23 protein-coding genes and 1 pseudogene are annotated in these 26427 nt (G+C 48.0%); 18 read left to right on the forward strand and 6 right to left on the reverse strand.

The features are described 5' to 3' along the window. Window positions 1-19: 19 nt before the first annotated feature. The 5 genes and pseudogenes from CSD97_RS07870 to CSD97_RS07895 form a co-directional block, all read right to left on the reverse strand. Window positions 20-1834, reverse strand: coding sequence for an aminotransferase class I/II-fold pyridoxal phosphate-dependent enzyme (locus tag CSD97_RS07870; RefSeq protein ID WP_098032235.1), 1815 nt, complete (start codon window positions 1832-1834; stop codon window positions 20-22). Window positions 1835-2112: 278 nt separating this feature from the next. Beyond that, a pseudogene (locus CSD97_RS07880) lies at window positions 2113-3257 on the reverse strand (IS66 family transposase); the annotation flags it as partial. A 131-nt stretch (window positions 3258-3388) separates the two neighbouring features. Further along, window positions 3389-4945 (reverse strand): ATP-binding protein, encoded by a 1557-nt coding sequence (locus tag CSD97_RS07885; protein WP_098032237.1) that lies wholly within the window; start codon window positions 4943-4945, stop codon window positions 3389-3391. 73 nt (window positions 4946-5018) lie between these two features. Continuing rightward, entirely contained in the window at window positions 5019-5504 is a 486-nt protein-coding gene (locus tag CSD97_RS07890; RefSeq protein WP_005827574.1) for a UpxZ family transcription anti-terminator antagonist, read from the reverse strand. A 67-nt stretch (window positions 5505-5571) separates the two neighbouring features. Continuing rightward, window positions 5572-6108 (reverse strand): UpxY family transcription antiterminator, encoded by a 537-nt coding sequence (locus CSD97_RS07895; RefSeq protein WP_034532860.1) that lies wholly within the window; start codon window positions 6106-6108, stop codon window positions 5572-5574. A 615-nt stretch (window positions 6109-6723) separates the two neighbouring features. On the opposite strand from CSD97_RS07895, the gene CSD97_RS07900 reads away from it, so the two are divergent. From CSD97_RS07900 to CSD97_RS07950, 11 genes are all read left to right on the forward strand, one after another. Then, window positions 6724-7083, forward strand: a complete 360-nt coding sequence (locus tag CSD97_RS07900) for a hypothetical protein (RefSeq protein WP_098032238.1) — start codon at window positions 6724-6726, stop codon at window positions 7081-7083. Window positions 7084-7263: 180 nt separating this feature from the next. Then, a complete protein-coding gene (locus CSD97_RS07905; protein WP_035448671.1) occupies window positions 7264-7629 on the forward strand; it encodes an SH3 beta-barrel fold-containing protein in 366 nt (121 codons plus the stop codon). Between the two features lie 25 nt (window positions 7630-7654). Then, window positions 7655-8356, forward strand: coding sequence for a Lin1244/Lin1753 domain-containing protein (locus CSD97_RS07910; protein WP_005827562.1), 702 nt, complete (start codon window positions 7655-7657; stop codon window positions 8354-8356). A gap of 59 nt (window positions 8357-8415) precedes the next feature. Next, complete coding sequence (locus tag CSD97_RS07915) at window positions 8416-9180, forward strand: glycerophosphodiester phosphodiesterase family protein (RefSeq protein WP_005837303.1); 765 nt, start codon at window positions 8416-8418, stop codon at window positions 9178-9180. Window positions 9181-9520: 340 nt separating this feature from the next. Beyond that, complete coding sequence (gene dapF, locus CSD97_RS07920) at window positions 9521-10369, forward strand: diaminopimelate epimerase (protein ID WP_098032239.1); 849 nt, start codon at window positions 9521-9523, stop codon at window positions 10367-10369. A 27-nt stretch (window positions 10370-10396) separates the two neighbouring features. Beyond that, window positions 10397-11629: an LL-diaminopimelate aminotransferase gene (locus CSD97_RS07925; protein WP_022401217.1), complete on the forward strand. Its 1233-nt coding sequence runs from the start codon at window positions 10397-10399 to the stop codon at window positions 11627-11629. A gap of 85 nt (window positions 11630-11714) precedes the next feature. Further along, the gene (locus CSD97_RS07930; RefSeq protein ID WP_005837306.1) at window positions 11715-12440 is read left to right on the forward strand and encodes a hypothetical protein; all 726 of its coding nucleotides are present in this window, start codon (window positions 11715-11717) and stop codon (window positions 12438-12440) included. Window positions 12441-12518: 78 nt separating this feature from the next. Further along, window positions 12519-12875 (forward strand): P-II family nitrogen regulator, encoded by a 357-nt coding sequence (locus CSD97_RS07935; protein ID WP_005827548.1) that lies wholly within the window; start codon window positions 12519-12521, stop codon window positions 12873-12875. A gap of 58 nt (window positions 12876-12933) precedes the next feature. Beyond that, the gene (locus tag CSD97_RS07940; protein WP_005837308.1) at window positions 12934-14202 is read left to right on the forward strand and encodes an ammonium transporter; all 1269 of its coding nucleotides are present in this window, start codon (window positions 12934-12936) and stop codon (window positions 14200-14202) included. A 45-nt stretch (window positions 14203-14247) separates the two neighbouring features. Continuing rightward, window positions 14248-16437 carry a glutamine synthetase III gene (locus tag CSD97_RS07945; RefSeq protein WP_005837309.1) on the forward strand — a complete coding sequence of 730 codons (2190 nt, stop codon included), beginning with the start codon at window positions 14248-14250 and terminating at the stop codon, window positions 16435-16437. 181 nt (window positions 16438-16618) lie between these two features. Next, window positions 16619-17917: a S28 family serine protease gene (locus tag CSD97_RS07950; protein ID WP_098032240.1), complete on the forward strand. Its 1299-nt coding sequence runs from the start codon at window positions 16619-16621 to the stop codon at window positions 17915-17917. Between the two features lie 110 nt (window positions 17918-18027). Here CSD97_RS07950 and CSD97_RS07955 read toward each other — a convergent pair whose 3' ends face one another. Next, window positions 18028-18612: a DUF308 domain-containing protein gene (locus tag CSD97_RS07955; RefSeq protein WP_098032241.1), complete on the reverse strand. Its 585-nt coding sequence runs from the start codon at window positions 18610-18612 to the stop codon at window positions 18028-18030. A gap of 628 nt (window positions 18613-19240) precedes the next feature. On the opposite strand from CSD97_RS07955, the gene trpB reads away from it, so the two are divergent. From trpB to trpA, 7 genes are all read left to right on the forward strand, one after another. Continuing rightward, a complete protein-coding gene (trpB, locus tag CSD97_RS07965) occupies window positions 19241-20416 on the forward strand; it encodes a tryptophan synthase subunit beta (protein ID WP_005837312.1) in 1176 nt (391 codons plus the stop codon). Between the two features lie 83 nt (window positions 20417-20499). Next, the gene (locus tag CSD97_RS07970; protein WP_098032242.1) at window positions 20500-21900 is read left to right on the forward strand and encodes an anthranilate synthase component I family protein; all 1401 of its coding nucleotides are present in this window, start codon (window positions 20500-20502) and stop codon (window positions 21898-21900) included. 146 nt (window positions 21901-22046) lie between these two features. Continuing rightward, entirely contained in the window at window positions 22047-22673 is a 627-nt protein-coding gene (locus CSD97_RS07975) for an aminodeoxychorismate/anthranilate synthase component II (protein WP_098032243.1), read from the forward strand. Window positions 22674-22898: 225 nt separating this feature from the next. Next, window positions 22899-23894 (forward strand): anthranilate phosphoribosyltransferase, encoded by a 996-nt coding sequence (trpD, locus tag CSD97_RS07980; protein ID WP_005827521.1) that lies wholly within the window; start codon window positions 22899-22901, stop codon window positions 23892-23894. A gap of 4 nt (window positions 23895-23898) precedes the next feature. Continuing rightward, window positions 23899-24726: an indole-3-glycerol phosphate synthase TrpC gene (gene trpC, locus CSD97_RS07985; protein ID WP_098032244.1), complete on the forward strand. Its 828-nt coding sequence runs from the start codon at window positions 23899-23901 to the stop codon at window positions 24724-24726. A gap of 96 nt (window positions 24727-24822) precedes the next feature. Continuing rightward, the gene (locus CSD97_RS07990) at window positions 24823-25446 is read left to right on the forward strand and encodes a phosphoribosylanthranilate isomerase (RefSeq protein WP_057280998.1); all 624 of its coding nucleotides are present in this window, start codon (window positions 24823-24825) and stop codon (window positions 25444-25446) included. 175 nt (window positions 25447-25621) lie between these two features. Next, the gene (gene trpA, locus CSD97_RS07995) at window positions 25622-26401 is read left to right on the forward strand and encodes a tryptophan synthase subunit alpha (protein WP_008664364.1); all 780 of its coding nucleotides are present in this window, start codon (window positions 25622-25624) and stop codon (window positions 26399-26401) included. Window positions 26402-26427 lie beyond the last annotated feature (26 nt).

Consider the following 26427-nt stretch of genomic DNA (forward strand, 5'->3'; position numbering starts at 1 on the left):
TTTTCAAATATTATAATATTCAGCTAACAGATAATTCTTTCAATATCTTTACAATTTTATCATTATCATTTCTATCTCTCACCGCAATACGAACATAGTTTTTACCATTAAAAGCAATCTTAGAACTGCAATCTTTTACCAAAATCTCATCATTCAACAAAACATGTGTCAATTGTTTTGACGTATAAGGAGGGAGTACTTCACACAAAAAATAATTAGCTTGTGAAGGAATAACACGTAAAAAATCTACTCTCTGAAGATTCTGGTAAAATCGTTTTCGTTCTGATATAAATCTACCACACGCTTTCTTGTAATCAGACTCATATTTACCAAATATTTGCATATAGAACTCTGCAAATGAATTGATGTTCCAAATGGGTAAATCTTTTCTTATTCGTTCAATCAATTCAATGTCGCCACAAGCCAATATTCCTAAACGCAATCCCGGAACACCATAAGATTTTGAAATACTTTTCACTATAATCAAATAAAGATTGCTTGCAAGAATATCATTCTGCAATAAAGAGTTATTTGCTCCATCTTCTGCAAAATCAATGAAAGATTCATCTACGATTAAATAAATAGAACGTTCTCTACACCACAGAGCTAAACGTAATACATCTTTTTGCAAAACAAAATTACCTGAAGGATTATCTGGATTTATCAATAACAATACCCGTATGTCCTTATCAGCATAATATTCTATCAAATCATCAACTGTATATGAAAAATCCACATTACCGGGAATAAATCCAATCAACCTTTCGCTATCGCATCTATTCGGATATTCCTCAAAAGTCGGATAAATTACCCCGATATTTCCTTTTAAATATCCCATTAATGATTTTATCAACTCTGCAGCTCCATTGCCTGGTACAACATAACTATTACTAATATGGAAATACTTGGATATTAACAATGAGTTCACCTTCATGCCTGAAGGATATTCGCTCAATAATATGTCAAAGTTAGCTTTCAACTCATCTTTCATCTTTTGAGAAGGGAAATATGGATTCACCAAATAGCAAAAATCCAAAAGATGAGGAAAACGCCAATAACCACCATAGCGTTTCTGATATAATGAAAGCCGATTGTCACTCTCTGCAAAAATGATTGATGCGATATCCAAATCCTGCACATCATCTATCTCATACCACTTCTTATCCCCGATAGGTAAAGCTTTCAAAGAAGAAGTATGAAGCAATGTCAATACACGCAACACCTGTTCATAATATTCATTATTTCCCATCACACGGCTATATGCCTCCAAGAAAGGGACATATTCATTTATTGAGAAATCACGGCTGAACTTATAAATATTCACCGTCTTGTAATAAACATCGACATCTTCGTATCTGAAAGCCTCTTTAGGAACAAAATTTATAATATTGCAATCCGAATCTATGCGAACCATCGTACCGTCCATCCAGCTTTCACATTTTGCGACCAAAGCCAGATTAGGACGGGAATCATCCACTATCATCGGAAACAGCGCGTCATCAAATATCAAATCTGATTCAATAAGCAGTGTATCATCTTCTTGAAGTTCTTTTTTAGCCAATGACAATGAATAAATGTTATTAGTCTTGTCGTACACAGAGTTGCTTATATATTCTATTTTCAGACCTTTATATTCATTACCTATGTATTTTTTCAGATTTTCTCCTTTATAGCCTATTACAATGACTACACGAGAAAGATTCAACTTGGATAATTGTGTTAAAGTTCTGTCGATAAGTGAAACACCGTTGACACATACCATGCACTTGGTATTGTCTTTGGTCAACTCTCCCAAACGCCGCCCCATACCGGCTGCCAAAATAATTGCCTGCATTACAATTTACTTTAAAGATTCGTTATTATATTTTCTTCCGTGTACTTCAAATCCCGTTCATCATCAATCTCGTACCACTGCAAGCCATCTATTTTTAACATATGAACCGGGATAAACATCTTCGACATTGTCAAAAGCATATATTCATATCCTAACTTTGGCTGCTCTTCTTTTACTTTCGCATATTCTTTAGTAAGCACTCAATTTAGGGCATCCCCCTTTGAAAGGGCACTTTTCAGTGCCCTAAACCGAGTTTTGTTAATTAATTAGTCTTGAATTTAACATTGGCTGGCAGCCAAAGTGATTTTGTCAGGAACCATGTTAACATAATCCCTGCACCCGTTAAAGATATTTTTGAAAAAGTTCCGATGAAGTTCCAGATAGAACTGCCATGAAGCTTTACCGTTCCTATCACACTGTGATAAGTTGCTGCCATCTCTGCACCGGCATCACTACCATAATGAAGTGAATTGTTGCGTTGAGTGGTCAGCTTTCGAATGGTTCGCTCAGCCAGGTTGTTGTCTATCGGTAATTCACCATCATCCAAGTAAGCAAAGATCTCTTTCCAGAACCGGTTCAGATAATTGAGAGCTTCTTTATAATACCGGCTTCTAAATTCTGAATCCTTTGTCAGTTCACTGTCCAACAAGCTGCGCAACTCTATCAGAAGTTCCTTCGTTGCCAGGCTTTGCCTTTCTCGGAACCTTTCCTTGGGAGTTAATCCGGCATCATCGTATTTACGCTCCCTCATAAAGAACTCCTTTAAAATTTCGGAAAAGCGTTCTGCAGTCGGTTCACCACCCTGATTGGAAGCCTTGACAAACTTGTTCTTGGCATGTGACATACAAACCTGGTGTACAGTATCTTTAAACCGGGCTGATTTCAGCTCATTGCCGATAAATACATAAGCATTGTATCCGTCGGACATAATACTCTTCAACTCTGCATCGCCCAAAAAGTCTGTAAGTACATCACGACCGCGAGAGCCATTCTCATAGAAGAAAATGGCTGTTTTCTGAGCCTTGTTGACCAGAACCCAAATGTAGCACTTCTTATAGTGATCGTATTTGCGCACTTTACACCAGGTCTCATCGCAGTTCACAATCGAATCTTTTTCCAAAGCTATAGACTTCAATACACAAACCAGTTCGTCCAGGTATGTCTTACCTTTCTTAAGCCAGTTGCGCAACGTGTTTTTAGAAATGGTCATGCCCATATCTGTCAGCCATTGGTGAAGAAGACCAAAAGTCACATTCTTTACATAAACTTCATAGGCAATAGCCTGCAGAAATTCAGGAGTGGCCCTAGTGCCTTCAAAATTGGTTACTACCTCCGGATGGCTTTCAGAAGGGAAATAACCCCACCCGGGCTTTTTACCCGGTTCTGCATAATGAACCATCTCAAAACATTTTTCCGCAAGGAAAGCAATCAATAGCCATTTTTTGACTGCTTACATAAAGAATATCAAAAAAGGACTTGAGTTTTAAGTATTATTAGTTTGGATTCCTATCGTTCATAGGAAAGGAAGTTTGCCGAGGCATGAGTGCTAAAGAGTTATTCCACAATATACCTCTCCACATTCCGTGTCTCCTTGCTGAAGTTCACCCCCACTTTCACCAGCCGCCTGCCATCCAGCACATAAGGAATCAGATAACCTCTCTCATCAATTTGCTTCAAGGCATCTTCGGCACTGCCGTTCAGCTTGAACTCAAAGACGTAAACGGCATCTTTTGTCTGCACCACGGCATCGGCACGACCACGCGCACTGCGCACTTCCGCCTGTACGAATTGACCCAGCAAAGTGAAGACGACATAAAAGATGGCCTGATAGTGGCGTTCGGTATTGTTGCTCAGTTCGTAGGGAATGCCTGCAAAGAATACTTGCAGGCGTTCCATGAATGCATCCACATCACCGGAACGGAGTTCACGCATAAACTTGGCTATGTGGAAACCGATTTCATCATCAGTCACTCCTGTATAATAAGGAACCAAGAAATTCAAGAAACCATAGCGTACCTCATCATTGGGAAAACCCAAAGTGTACAATAAAACATCCCTATCGTAGTCTTTGATGGTCAGATAACCACTTTGATAAATCATGGGAAGCGGATTCTTTACTTCCGCACGATACTCAAAAAAGGCGGAAGCCGTCACTTCAACTCCCTCAATCAGAAGGCGCAAATCATAATCACTCTCTTTCAATAAATTTACCAAATAGGTAGGAGTACCGGTCTGAAACCAGAAATTATCCAAAATCTTCGACTTGCATGCATTCAACACACTGAAAGGATTAAAAACCCCTTCACAATGAGGGTAAAAATGATAACCGTCATACAGCTTCGTCATCCGCTCCAAAGTTGTATCGAAGTCCATCCCATTGGAAACACCCAAACGTTCTATCTCCGGAGTAAACGTTGTGAGCAGTTCTTCCTTAGTAATACCACATAAAGAAGAATAGTCGGGCCATGTACTGATGTCCTGCAACTGATTTAAATCACTGAACACGCTAATCTGCGCAAACTTCGTCACACCCGTCAAAAAAACAAAGCGGAGATAACGGTCGGCACTTTTCAGTACCCCATAAAAGGCTTTCAATATCCGACGATATTCTTCCGTTAGCTTTTCATCCGAAAGAGCTTGAAGCAAAGGCTTATCATATTCATCAATCAACACTACCACTTGCTTACCCGTCTGGGCATACGCCTGCTCTATCACATAGGCAAAGCGCTCTTCGGGACTACGCTCCTGCTTTTCCGCACCATATTTCAATTCCCACTTTTCCAGATATTGATTAAGCATGGCTACCAAATCTCCGGCTGTTTCATATTTACGGGCATTCAAGTCCAGATGCAATACAGGATATTCCTCCCACCGGGTTTCCAGTTTTTCGATGGCAAGTCCGTGAAACAAATCTTTACGTCCTTGAAAGTAAGCTTCGAAGGTAGATATAAGCAAACTCTTACCGAAACGGCGAGGACGGCTCAAAAAATAGGGAGTGGAATTGGATGCTATCTTATAGACCATTGCTGTTTTGTCTACATAAAGATAATTTTCTTCACGCAGCTTTTCAAAAGTCTGTATACCAATCGGCAGTTTACGCATCTGTTCCATCTTATTTCTCTTTTTTAGAAGCTATATGCAAATATACGTTTTTTCTTCAAAGAGAAATTCTATTTATACATTTTTATTCCATTTCCTCCCATGGATAAGGATTATCCACCACATTCTGAAACTCATCAACTGCTTCCTGCTGCTCGGCAGTCAGTGATGCAACACTCCAAGAAGCAATGATAGAACGGCCCTCGTCGGCCAAAGGCTCATCGAAAACCTCTCCATAACAAGCCGTAAGCAAACGGAGTTTCAACAAAGAGGAAGGAAGGGAATCAAGGGTATCCCAGCAACGCCTCAATACCTCCTGCACATGCTGCTGTTTTTCACCATGGTCAATGAACGAGGCACTATACCCCTTCAAGAGCGCAAGACATACATTTGCCTGCTCCTCCACCGTGGTGCCCCAAGTGCCAGAATTATACAAAGTTGTGGTCAAGCGATAGACTTCGCTGTTACGACGAGACAAGTCATCGCTATAGATAGGACTGCCGTCCATACCCAAATACATCAGATCGTGCGCGGCACGCTGAAGGAGGAGTGCTTCTTCTAAAAGAGACATGCTATTTTGATTTATGATTTCAGAGTTATGATTTTATCACCAATGACTAATCATTGATTATCGACGATTATTTGATTACTTCGATGAGGTCTGGATGGATGGTCGCCATGGCAACGGCGATGATACCTTGTATAGCAATCACTACACGACGATCACGGGCACCTTTTACCTTTAGAAAAACACCTTCTTGACCCTCGAAGTCGCCACCGGTGATACGGACTTTCGTACCTTTGGAGAGATTCAGTTCTTCGGGCTGGAAATAGAGAAGATGGTCATTGTAGGTACCGGCGACGGCTATGAAACGCTGCATATCATGGTCGGGAATGATTATTTTCTGACCGCTACGGGTATCAGTAATATATTGCAAATAAGTAATTTGAGACTTAAATCGCTGCACTTCGGAAGGACGTGCGTGGACAAAAACCAGATTACGGATGACAGGAACCAAAGCACGGACTTTCCTGCCCCTACGGATACTTATCTTATATTGCATGGGAATGAAACAGCCAAGATTTGCCTTTTCGAGAAGATGCATAGCTTCAAGCTCCCTGCGGTATGTAGCACGCATGGCAAACCAAACTTCGGTCTCTTTATCCATTTCTATTCTTGCTAATTTTACTTAGAAAAAGGTATTCCTTGGGGGCTTTGAACTACTATTACAAAACTGTAGTTCAATCACTTGCGAGCATTTTATGGGAAGTTTGACAAGTACTATGCTCTTCTTGTCAACAGATTCTCTGCGGTTGTTCATTACCTTTTGGTAAGAGACTATAAACGAACGTATTAGAAACAAAAAAGCGTTTTTTAATCGTACGTTTAAAAAACACCTATTTCGGACTTATACAAGACATATTCAAGAAGCTAAAAATAAGAAGATTTTAACTGATTACATATGTTGCATATACTACTGAAATTCAATGCAATATACTTATCATTATTTATTATTAGGAACATTTTTCTATCAAACATTTTGCCATTACAAAAAACGTCTCTATCTTTGCGTTCATTAAACGTACGTTTTTAAAACAGCATATCATCTTATATATCAACTATTTACAACTCGCCCTTCACATTTCCCTCCAAAATTCCCTTATTTCTCCCTCACTTTTTATACTTTCGCATTTTTTAACCAGAATAAAAAACAGTTAAACGAACAAAGAATTACACAAATGAAAGAACTCAAAAAAAGAAGCATCTCAACAGTAACGAACAGAGAAGCATGTCGTATCAATCTGATACACAGAAACTAAGAGCAACAAAAGTAAAAGAACACAGTTCCATAGTGGATGAAAAGCTATTGTCAGAACGGGTTTACTACGGAGACCAGACCCATGTTTATGTAGGTTACTTAAGAGCCTTTAAATCAGGCTATTTTGAAGGCACAAAAATTAGAAAAATAACGGATATAGCCAAACTGCTCGTAGCATCCGAAAACTTCACAAAGAGAACCAGAGGAGAGCAAAAGCCTTTGACTTACAGTACGATAATCACCGAATTGGAGAAGGTATGGGCCATCATAAAACGGGAAGATACCACACTGATTGACCCATACGGATATGATGTAAGGATAAATCACTGATAGTTCAGTACCTGGAAAGGCAGTAATTTTGCCTCCGTCAGCAACCGGACAGAAGGGCTACACCTTTCTTGTCGGATGGTGTAGCCTCAACAAGGCAAGGGCGTAGCCATCCGTACTGAAAGGAGTAGCCCTTTTTCATTGCTGATTATCATACATTTACTAACCCTAAAAACATAAAAAATGGGAAAAGAGAAAACTGAATTTGAGGAGCAATTTGTATCCAAAACAGAAAAAGCAAAAAAGCTATGGGAAAAACGGATTATGGAAAACACGACATTGAGCATGGAGTCTGTACAATGGATGGCACAGCGCATAAATTCCCTACTGGAATACATGCAATACGGATATGCATTGATAGCCTACCGAAAGCAGGACGGCAGCTTCTACATGGGAAAAGGAACCCTTGTTTCCTACGAAAGCGACTTCAAAAAGAAACATGACATGACAAGCATTAAAGCTCACGTAGCCTATTGGGACGCGGAACAACAAGGCTGGCGGACTTTTCTGATTGAGAACTTTATGGAATGGAGACCGATAGTAAACTAACAAAAAAACACCAATATCAAAAGCTATGGAGGCTTATTTACTACATGATGCCAATGCCGGCAGCAACCTAAAATTAATGATTATGATACAAGAAGAAGGTATGAAAGGATATGGCATTTACTGGACAGTGCTCGAATTCCTCAGATTGCAGAATGAATATAAAGCCAGCCTGAAAGTGATTCCCATACTGGCACAAAAAGCAAGGGTGACAACCGCCACACTGAAGCGAATCATCTATGACTATGCGCTGTTCGAGGTGAACGAGACAAGCTTCTCATCCCCCGGACTAAGCCGCCGCATGGAGCCATGGGACGCCCAACAAGAAGCTAAAAAAGAGGCCGGACGTCGCGGTGGACTGGTTAACCAGCAGAGAATCAGGGATGCCAAGACAAGCAGCGCTTTAGCAAATAAACTAAATAAAGAGAATAAAGAAAACCCCTCTCTATCTCCCCAAGGGGAGACGGGAAGAAGGAAGGAGGAGATTCTTCTGACTCCACCGGAGTACACGCTCAACAGACAGACGCATAATTACCAAGGCCTGATGGAAGAGCTGGCAAGGCAGAAAGTAACCGACATCCACGATTTGAATGCCATCCTAAGACTGACAGATTTTGGAAAACTGGGAGGGAAAATCTGGAAAATCCTATATGAGTTGAACAGCTCACCCCAACTGAAAGCCCGCATCGTGATGCCCGGAAAGTACATACTGAAATTACTCAGGGGTTAGATTTAATAAAAGAAATATAATACTTATCTTTGTGTTCAAAACAAAACACCCTAATCATTATGAATCTGAAAAAACTATTTTTTGCTTCCGCCCTGCTCTTTGCTGCATGCGGCACTATCCAGGCCCAGGAAGTCATTGCCCACCGTGGTTTCTGGACTACAGACGGTTCGGCTCAGAACTCCCTTGCCGCACTTGTAAAGGCTGATTCTATCCACTGCTACGGCTCCGAGTTCGACGTTTGGCTCACCACAGACAATCAGCTGGTTGTCAATCATGACGCCACCTTTAAAGGCGTGACTATGCAAGATGCCACAGCCAAGGTATGCACCGCCGTACAACTGGACAACGGCGAACAACTCCCTACCCTGCAACAGTATCTGGACAAGGCAAAAAGCCTGAAAACCCGCCTTATCCTCGAACTGAAAGCCCACAAGACTCCCGAACAGGAAACACGAGCCGTAGAGGGTATCGTAAAAATGATAAAGGACAAAGGGCTGGAGGACCGTACGGAATATATCACCTTCTCCCAACATGCCACCAAGGAATTTATCCGTCTGGCACCCAAAGGCACCCCCGTCTACTACCTGACCGGTGACCTTACCCCCAAAGAGTTGAAAGCATGGGGTTGTGCCGGTCCCGACTATCACTTCAGTGTCTTCCAAAAACATCCCGAATGGATAAAGGAATGCCACGACCTCGGCATGAAAGTAAACGCCTGGACCGTAAACGAAGCCAAAGACATGGAATGGCTCATCAGCCAAGGAGTAGATTTCATCACAACCAATGAGCCGGTAGTGCTGGAAGAAATTTTAAAGAAAAAATAGCCGCTCCTTATACATTTAGAAACAAAAACCAAACAAACCGCTTCATTATGTCCGCAATGGAGCGGTTTCTTGTTTTCAAAAAGATAGCAATTAGTCTTATAAAAAATCTTTTTTCTTATTTTGAGTCAAACTAAACTTTCACATGGATTACAATTTATATAAAAACAAAGCCATATGCTTTTAAATTGAAAGCCTGACAGTAGATATTCTCATTGAATGAAAGTTTCGCTAAAAAATAATAGAAAATAGATATGCTTTACAGTTAATTACAAAACAAAACGTCGTATATTTGCATCGAAATAAAACAAAAGGATATATTAACCAACCGATAAAGGACAAAATGACAAGAGCTATAAAATTCACCAAGATGCACGGTGCCGGAAACGACTACATTTATGTAGATACGGCCCAATATCCTATCAGCCATCCGGAAGAACTTGCGAGGGCATGGAGTGCACCGCATACGGGAATTGGAAGTGACGGTCTGGTACTTATCGGTTCTTCGGACAAGGCCGATTTCAGCATGCGGATATTCAATGCCGACGGCTCGGAGGCCCGGATGTGCGGCAATGCAAGCCGCTGCATCGGAAAATATCTTTTTGACTACGGACTGACCTCCAAAACAGAAATCGCACTCGATACACTGTCAGGTATAAGGATGCTAAACCTGCACTTGGCAGACGGAAAGGTCAACTCTGTAACCGTAGACATGGGCATACCTGCCGACGAACCGGCAGACTACGACGGCAAAGGAGCCAAACCGATGAAAGAACAGCCCATCGAAATGGACGGAGAACGATATGTAGGGACCACCGTATCCATGGGAAACCCGCATCTGGTAATCTTTGTCAATGATATTGAAGCCATCGACCTTACAGTCATCGGTCCCAAACTGGAGAATCACCCTCTCTTCCCCGGACGCATCAATGTAGAATTTGCCCAGATATTGGGAGAAGGAAAAATAAGGATGCGTGTCTGGGAACGAGGCTCGGGCATCACCCAAGCCTGCGGAACCGGAGCTTGTGCCACCGCCGTGGCAGCCTTCCTCACCGGACGCGCAGGAAGGGAATCCATCATCATCATGGACGGAGGCTCACTCACCATCCGATGGGACATCGCCACCAGGCATGTACTGATGACGGGAGAAGCCACCAAAGTATTCGACGGCAAAATTGAATTAATTGACTAACCACCAACTATCAACCAAGAAAAGATTATGGCATTAGTAAACGAACATTTTTTAAAGCTACCGGGCAGTTATCTGTTTTCAGACATAGCCAAGAAGGTAAATACTTTCAGGATAACACATCCCAAGCAAGAGGTCATCCGTCTGGGTATCGGAGACGTTACCCGGCCACTGCCACCGGTCTGCATCGAAGCGATGCACAAGGCAGTGGAGGAGATGGCTGACGCACGGACATTCCGTGGATATGGTCCCGAGCAGGGATACGACTTCCTGATAGAAGCCATCATCAAGCACGATTACCTTCCGCGAGGCATCCACTTCGGTCCTACGGAAATCTTCGTGAACGACGGAGCAAAGAGCGACACGGGAAACATCGGCGACATTCTCCGCCACGACAACAGCGTGGGAGTGACCGACCCGATTTATCCGGTCTATATAGACAGTAACGTGATGTGCGGACGTGCCGGAGTACTGGAGGAAAACGGCCAGTGGAGCAACGTCACCTACATGCCTTGTACCGCCGAGAACGACTTCATCCCGGAGATTCCGGACAAGCGCATCGACATCGTCTACCTCTGCTACCCCAACAACCCCACGGGCACCACCCTGACCAAGCCCGAGCTGAAGAAATGGGTGGACTATGCGCTCGCCAACGACACGCTGATTCTGTTCGATGCCGCCTACGAAGCCTTCATCCGCGAAGACGACGTGCCCCACTCCATCTATGAGATAAAGGGAGCGAAGAAATGCGCCATCGAGTTCCGCAGCTTCTCGAAGACTGCCGGATTCACGGGAGTACGCTGTGGCTACACCGTTGTGCCGAAAGAACTCACTGCCGCCACGCTGGAAGGCGAACGCATCCCGCTGAACAAGCTCTGGAACCGCCGCCAATCTACCAAGTTCAACGGCACCAGCTACATCACCCAGCGAGCGGCGGAAGCCATCTACACACCGGAGGGACAGCGGCAGATAAAGGAAACGATAGATTATTATATGGACAATGCCCGGACCATGAAGCAGGGCCTTGAAGCGGCCGAGCTGAAAGTCTACGGCGGTGTGAACGCTCCTTACATCTGGCTGAAAACACCCGACGGAACAAGTTCCTGGCGGTTCTTCGAACAGATGCTGTACGAAGCCAATGTAGTGGGCACACCGGGTGTAGGTTTCGGCCCCAGCGGTGAAGGATATATCCGGCTGACGGCCTTCGGCAAGCACGAAGACTGCGTGGAAGCCATGAAGCGCATCCGGAAGTGGCTGAAATAAAAAAACAATTGAATTAGCGAGGTACTTGCTATAATCGAGTCGGACTGATCATCCGGAATTTTTCTAAACTTAAAGGTAAAAAGGTATGAAAACAAAAAGTGTAAAATGGGGAATAATGGCAATGGCGCTGTTATCAATGGCAATGCCTTTCACGGCAAAGGCTCAGGATAAAGTGGAAGCGTCGGCAGGCGTCGACCTCGTAAGCGGTTACGTGTGGCGTGGCCAGGATTTGGGAGGGGTAAGCCTCCAGCCGAGCGCATCCATCGCCTACAAAGGTTTCTCTCTGGGAGCTTGGGGCTCCGTAGGCATCGAGAGTTCGGACACGAAAGAGTTCGACCTCATACTGGGATATTCAACCGGAGGCTTCAGCGTATCGGTGACGGACTACTGGTACAATGTGACCGGAGATGGGGTGACAGCCAAATACTTCCAGTACGGTGCACACAATGCTGCCAACTCACATCTGTTCGAGGCGCAAATCGGCTATGATTTCGGCCCCGTAGCCGTAAACTGGTACACCAACTTTGCAGGCGACGACGGTGTTGACAAAGACGGTGACCGTGCTTATTCATCCTACATCTCCGTGGCAGCCCCCTTCACACTGGGCGGTCTGGACTGGACGGCCGAGATAGGCGCTACCCCTTGGGCCACGGACTTCTATGGAGCCAACGGATTTGCCGTATGCGACGTCAGCCTGGGAGTATCAAAAGACATCAAAATCACCGATTCCTTCTCCCTCCCGTTGTTTGCCAAAGCAACCTGGAATCCAAGGTCTGAAGGTGCCTATTTCGTAGTCGGACTAAGTTTCTAAGATGAAAAACCTATGATTTACACACACCGAAAGGCAAATAGTAAATCGTAAATTGTCTAATCGTAAATTATTTAAGGTATGAAAAAGATTGAAGCTATTATCCGAAAGACCAAGTTCGAGGACGTGAAGGACGCGCTGCTCGAAGCGGACATCGAATGGTTCTCCTATTATGATGTACGGGGCATCGGGAAATCCAGACAAGCCCGTATCTACCGTGGTGTCATGTACGACACCAGTTCCATCGAGCGCATCCTTATCTCCATCGTGGTGCGCGACAAGAATGCGGAAAAGACCGTACAAGCCATCATCAAATCTGCACAAACCGGTGAAATCGGCGACGGACGTATCTTCGTCATCCCCATTGAGGATGCCATACGCATACGTACTGCAGAGAGAGGCGACATCGCACTCTACAATGCCGAACAAGAAAGATAACGGGCAGCTACAAACCACAACCAAGAAAATACAATACAACTAAAAGCAACAAGAAATTATGGATAAACTTATTTTAAGTGAACTGACCAACGGACTGAACACCGTATGGATGCTGCTTGCCGCCATGCTGGTATTCTTCATGCAGCCGGGCTTTGCACTGGTCGAAGCCGGTTTTACAAGAGTAAAAAATACGGCCAATATCCTGATGAAGAACTTCGTTGACTTCATGTTTGGCAGCCTGCTCTACTGGTTCATCGGTTTCGGACTGATGTTCGGTGCAGGCGGATTCATAGGAATGCCCCATTTCTTCGACCTCTCGTTCTACGACGGAGGCGGGCTTCCCACGGAAGGTTTCCTGGTATTCCAGACTGTATTCTGCGCAACGGCTGCCACCATCGTGTCCGGCGCTATGGCAGAACGTACCAAATTCTCCATGTACCTGGTTTACACCATCTTCATCAGTGTGCTGATTTATCCCGTTTCCGGTCACTGGACTTGGGGCGGCGGCTGGCTGATGAACGGTGAGGCAGGTTCCTTCATGATGGAAACATTCGGAACAACTTTCCATGACTTCGCAGGTTCCACCATCGTCCACTCCGTAGGCGGCTGGATTGCCCTGGTAGGTGCGGCCATCCTCGGCCCGCGCATCGGGAAATACGGCAAAGACGGCAAGTCAAGAGCCATTCCGGGACATAACCTCACGATTGCGGCACTGGGTGTATTCATCCTTTGGTTCGGATGGTTCGGCTTCAACCCCGGTTCACAGTTGGCAGCAGCCACTACGGACGATGCAAGGGCCATCTCGCATGTATTCCTCACCACCAATCTGGCAGCCTGCGCAGGCGGTTTCTTTGCATTGGCGGTAAGCTGGATGAAATATGGCAAACCCTCCTTGTCTCTGACACTGAATGGCATTCTGGCCGGATTGGTAGGCATCACGGCCGGTTGTGACATGGTTTCTCCCTTCGGGGCGGTAATCATCGGCACCATCTGCGGCATCCTGATGATTTATTCGGTGGAATTCATCGACCGGACACTGAAAATTGACGACCCCGTAGGGGCCAGTTCCGTACACGGCGTCTGCGGTTTCACGGGAACCATCCTCACCGGACTGTTTTCCACCAGTGAGGGACTGTTTTACGGTGCAGGCTGGAGCTTTCTCGGAGCGCAGGTATTCGGTGCACTCGTAGTAGGCGCATGGGCAGCAGGCATGGGATTCATCATCTTCAAAGGACTCGACAAAATCCACGGCCTCCGCGTTTCCAAACGTGTGGAGGAAGAAGGACTCGACATTTACGAACACGGCGAGTCTGCCTACGGTGCATAATGATTTTATATTTTATTAAACCAACAATTACAACTCTAAGGTATTATGTCAAAATTGAGATTCAGAGTAGTAGAAACGGCGTTCAAGAAGAAACCCGTTGCAGTGGCAGTCCCGGCGGAACGTCCGTCAGAGTATTTTGCCAAGTATGTATTCAACAAGGAGAAGATGTTCCGCTATCTGCCGAGCAAGGTGTATGCCAAACTGACGGATGTGATTGACAACGGAGCTCCGCTGGACCGCAGCATAGCCGACGAGGTTGCCGCAGGTATGAAGAAATGGGCGGTTGAAATGGGGGCGACCCACTATACGCACTGGTTTCATCCGCTGACCGAAGGTACTGCCGAAAAGCACGATGCTTTTGTGGAACACGACGGCAAAGGCGGCGTGATGGAGGAATTCACCGGCAAACTGCTCGTGCAGCAGGAACCGGACGCTTCCAGTTTCCCGAACGGCGGTATCCGCAATACGTTCGAGGCACGTGGCTACTCGGCATGGGACCCCTCCTCCCCGGCATTCATCGTAGACGACACGCTCTGCATCCCGACTATTTTCATCGCCTATACCGGTGAGTCTCTGGACTACAAGGCACCGTTGCTGAAAGCCCTGCGTGCCGTAGACAAGGCTGCCGTCGACGTATGCCACTATTTCAATCCGGAAGTAAAGAAAGTGGTTGCCTATCTGGGCTGGGAGCAGGAATATTTTCTGGTTGACGAAGGGTTGTACGCCGCACGCCCCGACCTGCTGATGACCGGACGCACGCTGATGGGCCATGACAGCGCCAAGAACCAGCAGCTGGAAGACCATTACTTCGGGGCCATCCCCAGCCGTGTGGCCGCTTTCATGAAGGAACTGGAAATCGAAGCGCTGAAACTCGGCATCCCCGTCAAGACCCGTCACAACGAAGTGGCTCCCAACCAGTTCGAGCTGGCTCCCGTCTTCGAGGAATGCAACCTGGCGGTAGACCACAACATGCTCATCATGGCCTTGATGCGTAAAGTGGCACGTAACCACGGTTTCCGCGTACTGCTGCACGAAAAGCCCTTCAAGGGTGTCAACGGTAGCGGCAAGCATAATAACTGGTCGCTGGGTACGGACACCGGTATCCTGCTCCACGCACCCGGCAAACTGCCCGAAGAGAACCTGCGTTTCATCACCTTCGTAGTGAATACGCTGATGGCCGTATACCGTCACAACGGATTGCTGAAAGCCTCCATCTCCAGTGCGACGAACGCCCACCGGCTGGGTGCCAACGAAGCGCCTCCGGCCATCATCTCTTCCTTCCTGGGCAAGCAGTTGAGCCAGGTGCTGGAACACATCGAAGAGAGCACCAAGGACGACCTCGTCAGCCTCAGCGGCAAGCAAGGCATGAAGCTGGACATCCCGCAGATTCCGGAACTGATGATAGACAATACCGACCGCAACCGCACCAGCCCGTTCGCCTTCACCGGCAACCGCTTCGAGTTCCGCGCCGTGGGTTCCGAGGCCAACTGCGCCAGTGCCATGATTGCGCTGAACTCCGCCCTTGCCGAGCAGTTGGTGGAATTCAAGAAAGATGTGGACGAACTGATTGAAAAGGGTGAGCCGAAAATCTCCGCCATCCTCGAAGTCATCCGCCGGTACATCAAAGTCTGCAAACCCATCCACTTTGACGGCAACGGTTACAGCGATGAATGGAAAGCCGAAGCAGCCCGCCGCGGTCTGGACTGCGAGACAAGTGTCCCCGTCATTTTCGACAACTACCTGAAACCGGAGAGCATCCGGATGTTCGAGTCCATCGGTGTCATGACGAAGAAGGAACTGGAAGCCCGCAACGAGGTGAAATGGGAAATGTACACCAAGAAAATACAGATTGAAGCCCGCGTGCTCGGAGATTTGGCCATGAACCACATTATCCCCGTAGCTACACAGTATCAGTCGGATTTGATTGACAACGTCTACAAGATGAAAGACCTGTTCCCCGCAGAGAAGGCTGCAAAACTGTCTGCCAAGAATCTGGAACTCATCGAAGAGATTGCCGACCGTACCGCCTTCATCAAGGAGCATGTGGATGCCATGATCGAGGCGCGCAAAGTGGCCAACAAAATTGAGAGTGAACGTGAAAAAGCCATCGCCTACCACGACAACATCGTACCGATGATGGAGGAAATCCGTTACCACATCGACAAGCTGGAACTCATCGTCGACAATCAGATGTGGACGTTGCCCAAATATCGCGAGTTACTGTTTATAAGATGAAAAATGAAGGATGAAGGATGAATCCTTAATCCCTATCTCATTCTTTTGTTGGTTGTTTTAAGTTTGCAGGGGGGAGAGGTGCCGCGAGGCAGTTCTCTCTCTTTTTTTCGTCCATGCCAACTGTTGGCGGTAAGCGGGAAATAACCTATCTTTGCCCGTCAGATAAAACAATCCTGTCATCATGAAGAATTTACGTAACTGCTATGCAGCGTTCCTGCTGTTTGCCTTGCTGTCCGTTTCGGCTGCCGCCCCGGCACAAACCGATCTGCAGCAAAAACTGGGTCGGATTTCCACCATTACGGAAACCCGTCCGTTGGAGTCCACCCGGTTCTCCGAGAAGTATGTAACCTATTTTACCCAGCCGTTGGACCACCGTCGTCCCGAAAAGGGCAGTTTCCGCCAGCGTGTGATTGTCTCCCACGTCGGCTTCGACCGTCCCACGGTGATTGTAACCGAAGGCTATGGAGCCGCCTATGCCCTCAATCCCAAGTATCGCGAGGAACTTTCCGAGCTGCTCGATGCCAACATGATTTTTGTGGAATACCGTTATTTCCTGGAATCCACCCCTGAGCCTAAAGACTGGCAATACCTCACCGCCGAGAATTCTGCAGACGACCTGCACGCCGTCCGCAACGCCTTTAAAAGCATCTATCCCGGCAAATGGATTGCGACCGGCATCAGCAAGGGCGGGCAGACTACCCTGCTCTACCGCACGTTCTATCCGGACGACGTGGATATTTCCGTGCCTTATGTAGCTCCGCTCTGCTACGGGGTGGAAGACGGACGCCACGAGCCTTTCCTCAGGAAAGTGTCTACTCCGGAGGACCGCAAACGGATTGAGGACTTCCAGTTGGAAGTGTTGAAACGGAAAGCCGCACTGCTTCCCCGCTTTGAGAAATATTGCGATGAAAAAGGACTCAAGTTCCGTGCGCCCGTTGAAGAGATATACGACTATTGCGTGCTGGAGTATTCTTTTGCCCTTTGGCAGTGGGGAACTCCCGTCAGCAGCATTCCTGCCACCACGGCCTCGGACGATGAGATATTTGCCCATCTGCTCGACATCAGTAATCCCGACTACTTCATTGCCGACAGTCCCACAGCCTCATTCTTCGTGCAGGCCGCCCGCGAGCTGGGCTATTATGGCTACGATACGAAGCCTTTCAAGAAGTATCTTTCCATCCAATCGAGCAAGGGTTACCTGCATCGCCTGATGCTTCCCGAAGAGCTGAAAGACATGCCCTTCGACAAGACCCTAAGCAAGAAAATCACGAAATTCCTAAAAGAGAATGACCCGAAAATGATATTCATCTACGGACAGAACGACCCGTGGACAGCTGCCGGAGTGACCTGGCTGAAAGGAAAGAAAAACATCCATGTATTCGTAGAGCCCGGGGGAAGCCATCGGGCACGCATCGGCACACTGCCCGACGCTCAAAAACGAGAAGCCATTTCACTGATAAACAAGTGGCTGCAAGAATAAAAAGAACAGATGGTCCGCTTGATTGAAACAGACCATCTATTCAATGCCAACAGACCATGCGTTCAGGGTAAACAGACCATCTGTTTACAACCAACGCATGGTCTGTTTTTTTATTCTACGATTTCAGCATCTTCAATGTTATTGATTTCTCTTGAAGAGGAGTCCTTTGTACCCGGTGCTTTGGGGCGGCGACGCGTAAACTTGAACCAGTTCAGCAGTTCCGAAGCCGCATAGACCAGACTGCTGATACCGATAATGATAAATGCCGTGGAGCGTACTCCCGTAGGATTGAACAGCGCAACCAAGCCGGCAAGCAGAATCAATACCGGAACCACATAAAAACCTCCCGGTACCGGCATCCAGCGACGGGCAGCGGAAAGCGAGGCAATCTGTTGCACTCCTCCCATCACCAGGATAAATCCCAATACAAATGTCAGCAAATCGGCAAAGAAACCGGGCATGATAATCAGCCACAAGCCAAACAGCAGGCTGCCCACTCCCTCGATAGGGAAACGGCTGCGCATCTCCGTGCTCTGTGCAAAGTAGCCTATGATGCTGATAAGCGAAGGCACCAGGAAAATGACCCCTATCGTAATCACAAAGTAATCACCCGCCTGGTCGGGAAACATCACCAGCACCAAACCGATAACCAGCGCACATATAGCACGCAAAAATGAATAACTTAATCCTTTCATGAGTCTATGTTTTTTTGCGAAGATACATCTTTATCCGAATAACTCCACACGAAAATCCCGAAAAATCAGTTTACATTCAGCCAGGCATTCATATCTTCGGCCACAAAAAGCCAGTATAATAACAACAGTACAGCAATAACCACGCCTATGGCAACTAAATGTTTTCTATTCATAGTTTGTTCCTTTCTTTTTTTGAATGAATATTCGTTTTTACTACACTTATAAGAACAATATTTCAAGAAAAATGTTCTTATCCAGAAAAAAAGTCATATTTATTTTGGCAGTTAAAACAAAGTGCTTATATTTGTCGCGAAAACGAAGACAGGCTGCACCTCAGCATAAAAAATGAACAAGTTCATTTTATTATACATTCGGTTTGCACTGTCTTTGCCCCCGATAAAACAAAAAAAGTCAATGAAAACAATGTTAGTAAATACATATTGGTGGTGGCACCCGTTACAACTCCGACAGTCGTAAGGGAGCAGCGCTCGTATGTATATATGTAATATATAGTAAAAAACAAAAAGAGCCCTGTCGCACCAAGCGACGGGGCTTTTTTCGTTTAAGCAATAATGCGTTTTAATTTCTGAAATAGTAAATAGTAAATCGTCAAATAGTAAATAACATGATGAATTTCTTAGTTGACAAAGAAGGTTATTACGGAGAGTTCGGCGGGGCATACGTTCCCGAAATCCTCCACAAATGTGTAGAAGAGTTGCAGAACACCTACCTCAAGGTGCTGCAAAGTGAGGACTTCAAGCGTGAATACGACCAGTTGCTGCGCGACTACGTGGGACGCCCTTCCCCACTCTACTTGGCACACCGCTTGTCCGAGAAGTACGGTTGCCGGATTTACCTCAAGCGTGAAGACCTGAACCACACCGGTGCCCACAAAATCAACAACAGCATCGGGCAGGTATTGCTGGCACGCCGCATGGGCAAGCGCCGCATCATCGCCGAAACCGGAGCCGGGCAGCACGGGGTGGCCACAGCCACCGTCTGCGCCTTGATGAACATGGAATGCATCGTCTACATGGGTAAGACCGACGTAGAGCGCCAGCGCGTCAATGTGGAGAAGATGAAGATGCTCGGCGCCACCGTCGTTCCCGTCACCAGTGGCAATATGACGTTGAAGGACGCCACCAACGAAGCCATCCGCGACTGGTGCTGCCATCCGTCGGACACCTACTACGTGATAGGTTCCACCGTCGGCCCGCATCCCTACCCCGACATGGTGGCACGCCTGCAGTCCGTCATCAGCGAAGAAATAAGGAAGCAGCTCCTTGAACACGAGGGACGCGAATGCCCCGACTACCTCATCGCCTGCGTAGGTGGAGGAAGCAATGCAGCCGGCACCATCTATCACTACGTCAACGACCCGCACGTGCAAATCGTCCTCGCCGAAGCCGGCGGAAAAGGCATTGAAACGGGAATGACAGCCGCCACCATCGCCCTCGGCAAGATGGGCATCATCCACGGCTCGCGCACCTACGTCATCCAGAACGAGGACGGACAGATAGAAGAGCCCTATTCCATCTCTGCCGGACTGGACTATCCGGGCATCGGCCCCATGCACGCCAACCTTGCCAAGCAGAAGCGTGCCATCGTCCTCGCCGTCAACGACGACGAAGCCATCCGTGCCGCCTACGAACTGACCCGGCTCGAGGGCATCATCCCCGCATTGGAAAGCGCCCACGCACTGGGTGCGCTGGAGAAGATGAGGTTCAAGCCGACGGACGTGGTGGTGCTGACGGTGTCGGGACGGGGGGATAAGGATATAGAGACGTATTTGAGTGATGAGTGATGAGTGATGAGTTATAAGTGATGAGTTATAAGTGATGAGTTATTTGAAAATACGAGATACAATGAAATAAAATACAAGATACAATGAAACAATATGATTATAAAACAATCAGCCGCACCATGCTCGGTGACTTGCATACGCCGGTGAGCACGTATCTGAAGGTGCGTGACATCTTTCCGCAGAGCGCACTTATGGAGAGTTCCGACTATCACGGCAGTGAGAACAACCGTTCGTTCATCGCTCTGTGTCCGCTGGCTAGTGTCAGCATAGACCACGGCACGGCTATCTTCCGCCTGCCGGACGACAGCCGCGAAGAGCATCCCATAACCGATGCATACCGGGTGGAGAATGCCTTGAACGATTTCCGCGCCCGCTTCCACGTGGAAGGTGAATACAGCAATTACTGCGGACTCTACGGATACACGTCCTTCAATGCGGTCCGCTACTTCGAGGACATCCCCGTGAAGGACAGCCGCGAAGCTACCAACGACGCACCGGACATGCTATACATATTATATAAGTACCTCATCGTCTTCAACGACTTCAAGAACGAGATGCTGCTGCTGGAGATGCTGCAAGACGGCGAGACCAGCGAACTGGACCAGGTGCAGAAGGCCATCCATAACCGCAACTACACCGCCTACGATTTCCGCGCCGTCGGCCCCACCACCTCCCCGCTTACGGACGAGGAGCACAAGGCGAATATCCGCCGGGGCATCGCCCACTGTCTGCGCGGCGACGTTTTCCAGATAGTCCTCTCCCGCCGTTTCGAACAGCGCTTCACGGGCGACGACTTCAAGCTCTACCGTGCCCTGCGCAGCATCAACCCTTCTCCCTATTTGTTCTATTTCGACTTCGGGGGCTTCCGCATTTTCGGCTCGTCCCCCGAAACCCATTGCCGCATCGAAGGCCGCCATGCCTACATCGACCCCATTGCCGGAACCACGAAGCGCACCGGCGATGCAGAGCAGGACGCCATCAATGCCCGGTACCTGCACGACGACCCCAAAGAGAACGCCGAACACGTGATGTTGGTGGACCTTGCCCGCAACGACCTCTCCCGCAACTGCCACGATGTAAAGGTGGACTTCTATAAGGAGACGCAGTATTACAGCCATGTCATCCACCTCGTCAGCCGTGTCAGCGGAACGCTCCGCGAAGAGGCCGACCCCGTCAAGGCCTTCATCGACACCTTTCCTGCCGGTACCCTGAGCGGCGCCCCGAAAGTACGCGCCATGCAGCTCATCAGCCGGCTGGAACCGCACAACCGTGGAGCCTACGGCGGCTGCATCGGTTTCATCGGACTGAACGGCTCGCTGAACCAGGCGATTACGATTCGTACTTTTGTCAGCCGCAACGGTGTCCTCTGGTTCCAGGCAGGCGGCGGCATCGTAGCCAAGAGCAACGACGAGTACGAACTGCAAGAGGTGAACAACAAGCTCGGCGCACTGAAAAAGGCGATTGAGATGGCAGAAAAAATGTGAGTTTATGTACGATTTGACGATTTACGATGTACGATTTGCCATGCGGCGTACATTGCGCAGCCAAATCGTACATCGTAAATAAAGTAACTTCAATCGTACATCGTAAATCGTCAAATAGTAAATAAAATAGATTGTAAATACAAAAGATGAAAACAGTTATCATAGACAATTACGACTCCTTCACCTACAACCTTGCCCATCTGGTGAAAGAGCTTGGCGCAGAAGTGGATGTGCTGCGCAACGATAAATTCCGGCTCGAAGAATTGGAGCCATACGATAAAATCATCCTCTCACCCGGCCCCGGTGTCCCCGAGGAAGCCGGACTGTTGCTGGATGTCATCCGCACCTATGCCGGACGGAAACCCATACTCGGTGTCTGTCTGGGCGAACAAGCCATCGGACAAGCGTTCGGTGGAAAGTTGGTCAATCTGGAAGAGGTATTCCATGGGGTACAGACGGAGATAAGGAGGAAGGATGAAGGATTAGGGATAAGGGATGAAGGATTAGGGGGAAAGGATTATGAAGGTATTTCTCTCGAAGAAGACTATATCTTCTGCGGTTTACCCGATAGGATTCCCGTCGGACGATACCACTCCTGGGTAGTGGACACGAAGGAGTTTCCCGACGAACTTGCCATCACCGCCATCAGCCCCGAAGGACAAATCATGGCGCTGAAACATCGAGAATATGACATACACGGTATCCAGTTCCACCCGGAATCCGTACTGACACCCGACGGGAAAACAATCGTAAAAAACTGGCTTTTCAAATGAGGCGTTTCATCGTCCGGAATGCCACACTTCATCAAGCCAAATGCCACACTTTGTCAGACAAAATGCCACACTTCGTCCCTGCTGACATGTAGCATTCCGGACGGTAACATGTGGCATTCCGGAAGCAAATGAACGGTATTTCAAACAAGAACAGAGTAACTCAAATAGTAAATAGTAAATCGTCAAATAGTAAATAGAATCGATTGTCAAATAGTAAATATCAAGATGAAAGCAATACTCACCCGTCTCTTCAACCACGAAGAGCTTACGTCGGAGGAAACCAAACAAATCCTCCTCAACATCACCAAGGAAATGTATCCTGAGGCGCAGATAGCAGCCCTGCTCACTGCCTTCCAGATGCGAAGCATCACTGTGGACGAGCTTATCGGTTTCCGCGAAGCACTGATGGAGACACGCCTTCCCATCGACTTCGCCCCCTATCGCCCCATCGACATTGTAGGTACGGGCGGCGACGGAAAGAACACCTTCAACATCTCCACCTGCGCTTGCTTCGTGGTGGCGGGAGCCGGCTACAAGGTTGCCAAGCACGGCAACTACGGAGCCACTTCCGTGAGCGGAGCCAGCAATGTCATCGAGCAGCACGGCGTACGCTTCACCAACAACCCCGACACGCTGAAACGCAGCATGGAGGAGTGCAACATCGCCTACCTTCATGCCCAGCTTTTCAATCCGGCGATGAAGTTTGTCGGTCCCGTACGCAAGACGTTGGGAGTGCGCACCTTGTTCAATCTGCTCGGCCCGTTGGTGAATCCATGCTGCCCGGCATATCAGCTGCTCGGTGTGGCAGACCTCTCGCAGATGCGCCTATACACCAACGTATTCTATAAGCTCGGCATTGACTTTGCCGTGGTCAACAGCCTCGACAGCTACGACGAAATCTCCCTGACGGACGAGTTCAAGGTGATGACCCGCAACTATGAGCGCATCTACCGTCCGCAGGCCCTCGGCTTCAAGGATGCCCGTCCCGAAGAACTCTTCGGCGGCGTATGCAAGGAAGATGCCGCCCGCATCTTCGACAATATCCTTACGGGGCATGCCACACCTGCACAAACGCAATGCGTCATTGTCAACGCCGCCTTTGCCATCCAGGTGATGGAGCCGCAGAAAGAGATTGAAGAGTGCATCGCCATCGCACGCGAATCATTGGATAGCGGACGGGCGCTGGCGACACTGAAAAAATTTATCGAGATTAATAAATGAAGCAATGAAAGATATACTGTCCGAAATCATCGCCCATAAGCAAACAGAGATTGAACTGCAAAAGCAGACCGTCTCTCCGGAACAGTTGCAGGAGCAGGCCGGAGTCATCATCCGGGAGAATGCGGCCCACCGCCGCAGCATGAAGCAGGCCCTTGCCGCTTCTTCTACAGGAATCATCTCCGAGTTCAAACGCCGTTCACCCTCTAAAGGCTGGATAAACGAGGCTGCCCAAGCAGAGGAAATACCCGCCTCCTACGAAGCCGCCGGCGCCGCCGCCCTCTCCATCCTGACGGATGAGAAGTTCTTCGGCGGTACGCTGCGCGACATCCGCACGGCCCGTCCGCTCGTCCGCATCCCCATTCTGCGCAAGGACTTCATCATCGACGAGTACCAGCTTCTGCAAGCCTGCATCGTAGGTGCCGACGCCGTACTGCTCATTGCCGCCTGCCTCAGTCCGGAGCAGTGCAGCGCCCTCACCACCCAAGCCCACGAACTCGGGCTGGAGGTATTGCTCGAAATCCACAGCCCTTCGGAACTCTCCTATATAAATAAGGAGGTCGACATGGTCGGTGTCAACAACCGCAACCTCGGCTCCTTCGTCACCGATGTGGAGAACTCCTTCCGGATAGCCCGGCAACTGCGCGAAGCCACCCACGGACCGGCATCCCCGCTCCTTGTCTCCGAAAGCGGCATCTCCGACCCCGAAACCATCTGCCGCCTGCGTGCCGCCGGCTTCCGCGGTTTCCTCATCGGCGAAACCTTCATGAAAACAGCCACCCCGGGCGAAACCCTGAAAAAGTTCATCCAAGACAGTCTCTTAATTAATAATTGAAAGCTGAAAGTTGATAATTGAAAGTCAATAATTGTAAATACATAAGTCTCTCATACAGCGTTATATCGCGCAGCCAAATTGTAAATCGTAAATAAAATGTCTCCTCTCATCAAAGTATGCGGAATGACCGAAGCAGAAAACATCCGCAATGTAGAACTGCAAGGTGTAGATATGATTGGTTTCATCTTCTACCCCAAATCTCCCCGTTGTCTGTGCCAGATGCCCGGGTATCTGCCAGCCTGCGCCAAGCGCGTCGGCGTCTTTGTCAACGAAAGTAAGGAAAACATCCTAATGTATACCGACCGTTTCGGCCTTGACTACATCCAGCTGCATGGCCATGAAGCTCCCGAATACTGCCGTTCCCTGCGCAATGCAGGCCTGCACCTCATCAAGGCTTTCTCTATCTTGCTGCCCAAGGACCTGCTTGCCGTATCTGCCTACAATGGTCTGTGCGACTACTACCTCTTCGACACCAAGACCCCGCAGTACGGCGGTTCCGGCAACCAGTTCGACTGGAACCTCCTGCACCGCTACAACGGTCCCACCCCGTTCCTGCTTAGCGGTGGCATCAACCCCTACAGCGTAAAAGCCCTCCGGGAGTTTCGCCATCCCTATTTCGCAGGTATCGACATCAACAGCCGTTTCGAAACGGCACCGGGAATAAAGGATGTGGAACGCATCTCAAACTTCCTGAAAGAACTGAAGGGAGGTATGATTTGACGATTTACTATTTACTATTTGGCTGCGCAATATACGCCGCATGGCAAATTGTACATTGTACATGGTAAATAGTAAATAGTAAATTGTCAAATAGTAAATAGTACCATGCAGCGTTATTGCGCAGCCAAATAGTAAATAGTAAATAGTAAATTGTAAAATAGTAAATAAAAATAGTATGTTGAACCGCATTAACCAACTTTTCCAGGACAGCCCCAAGAATCTGCTGTCCATTTACTTTTGTGCAGGCTGTCCCAACCTCGACGGTACTGCCGACGTTATCCGTGCCCTCGAAAGAAACGGAGTCAGCATGATTGAAATCGGAATTCCGTTCAGTGACCCCATGGCCGACGGCATTGTCATTCAGAACGCCGCCACCCGCGCCCTGCACAACGGCATGTCCCTCCGCCTGCTTTTCGAACAATTGCGCGACATCCGTCGCGATGTCCGCATCCCCCTCATCCTTATGGGGTACCTCAATCCCATCATGCAGTTCGGCTTCGAAGCCTTCTGCCAGAAGTGCGTGGAATGCGGCATCGATGGCGTCATCATTCCCGACCTCCCTTTCCGCGATTACGAAGAGAGTTACAAAGCCATCGCCTCGAAGTATGACATCCGTGTCATCATGCTCATTACCCCCGAAACCAGCGAAGCCCGCGTCCGCGAAATAGACGCCCACACCGACGGCTTCATCTATCTGGTGTCCAGTGCCGCCACCACCGGTGCCCAGAAAGACTTCGACACCCGGAAGCAAGCCTACTTCAAGAAGATAGAGGATATGAACCTGCGCAATCCACGCATGGTAGGCTTCGGCATCAGCAACAAGCAGACATTCGATGCCGCTTGCGCCCACTCATCCGGTGCCATTATCGGCAGCCGCTTCGTCACGCTGCTCAACGAGAAGGAAGGAGATGCGGAAAAGGCTATCAGGCAGTTGAAGGAAGATTTGAAACAGTGAGCTTATTCAAATTTCATACAATATAT

This window comes from Bacteroides sp. AR29, assembly GCF_900217715.1.
In the GTDB taxonomy this organism is placed as follows: Bacteria; Bacteroidota; Bacteroidia; order Bacteroidales; family Bacteroidaceae; genus Bacteroides; species Bacteroides uniformis.